This is a genomic window from Pseudomonas sp. P5_A2_2, from assembly GCF_054177685.1.
On the sequence record NZ_JBGCUL010001316.1, the window covers coordinates 1 to 1,070 of the forward strand.

Sequence of the window (1,070 nt, forward strand, 5' to 3'; positions counted from 1 at the left end):
CGAAGCCGCCGGCAACCTTCACAGAAGTGTTCTTCAGTTCGGTCAAGTCGGTGATCGGCGCGACACCATTCGCCGCGTAGCGATCAACTCGACGCTGAGCAGCACCCAACGCCTGGAAGAAAGATTCCTGCAGGAAGTCGCCGGTGAAGCCTTCGGGAGACAGCACGATCGCGCCGTTGCTGGCTGCGTTGAACGCTTCGAGCAACTGATCCAGCGTCTCGAGAGTCGCCGGCATGATGTATTGATTGAAAACCTGCATTTGAGACAGGGACATGATGATTCCTTACTTGAGAGGGAGGTCAGAGAACCTGCTGGCGATTGCCGCAGCGCGTTCCGTTTTGGTGCCGCCGATGTTGCCTTTCGCGGCCCCGCCGCCTGTTCCTGCACCGCMGGCCCCGCCGCCAGATGCCTTGCTACCCGCTATCAGTGGCGCGAACGCCACGTCATTTGCGAATTCTGCTTTCAGCTCATCCAGCGTTGCCGCCGAGAGCTTGCCCTGCTGGTCGAGGACAACCACGACAGGCTTCCCATCGCGCTGTTCGACGCTCAGACGACGTTCGATGTGCGGCAGCAGGGCTTTGGCGCTGCCCGGGATTGCTAAGGCAGACGCGATATCAGTAGCAGTCCGGCCGACAGTCAGTTCCCGGATCTGCCCACTCAGTGTTTGGCGCTCCTGTTCCAGCGTGCCATTCAGCTCAGCTTCGCGGCGGTTGTACTTCTCGGACCAAGAACGTTCGAGTTCTTCGACGTTGCCGGACTTGCGGGCTGCTTCTTCGCGCTCCAGGCGAGCCTGATCTTCGGCATCCTTGCGGGCTTTCTCCGCGGCTTTCTTCTCGCCGAGCAGCTCTTCAACCTTCGACTTCAAGCCGGAAACGTCTTCGGGTTGCGGCAGTCCTTCAATGCCGAGGACGTACTTGCCGTCCTTCTCGGTGTAGAGCGATTTAACGGTGTCGTCGAGACCATCCAGAGTGTCCAGCTGATACATCAAGCCCATTTGTTTGTCTCCCAGAGACGATTTGCAGGCCCTGCCCGCAGATATGAAAAAGCCCCGTCATTGACGAGGCCTGTGT

2 protein-coding genes are annotated in these 1,070 nt (G+C 59.1%); both read right to left on the reverse strand.

The features are described 5' to 3' along the window. Positions 1-274 (reverse strand): major capsid protein (locus tag ACXRVY_RS31070; RefSeq protein ID WP_458239213.1); only part of this gene is annotated, 274 nt, incomplete at its 3' end. A 9-nt stretch (positions 275-283) separates the two neighbouring features. Next, the gene (locus tag ACXRVY_RS31075; RefSeq protein ID WP_458239214.1) at positions 284-994 is read right to left on the reverse strand and encodes a hypothetical protein; all 711 of its coding nucleotides are present in this window, start codon (positions 992-994) and stop codon (positions 284-286) included. Positions 995-1,070 lie beyond the last annotated feature (76 nt).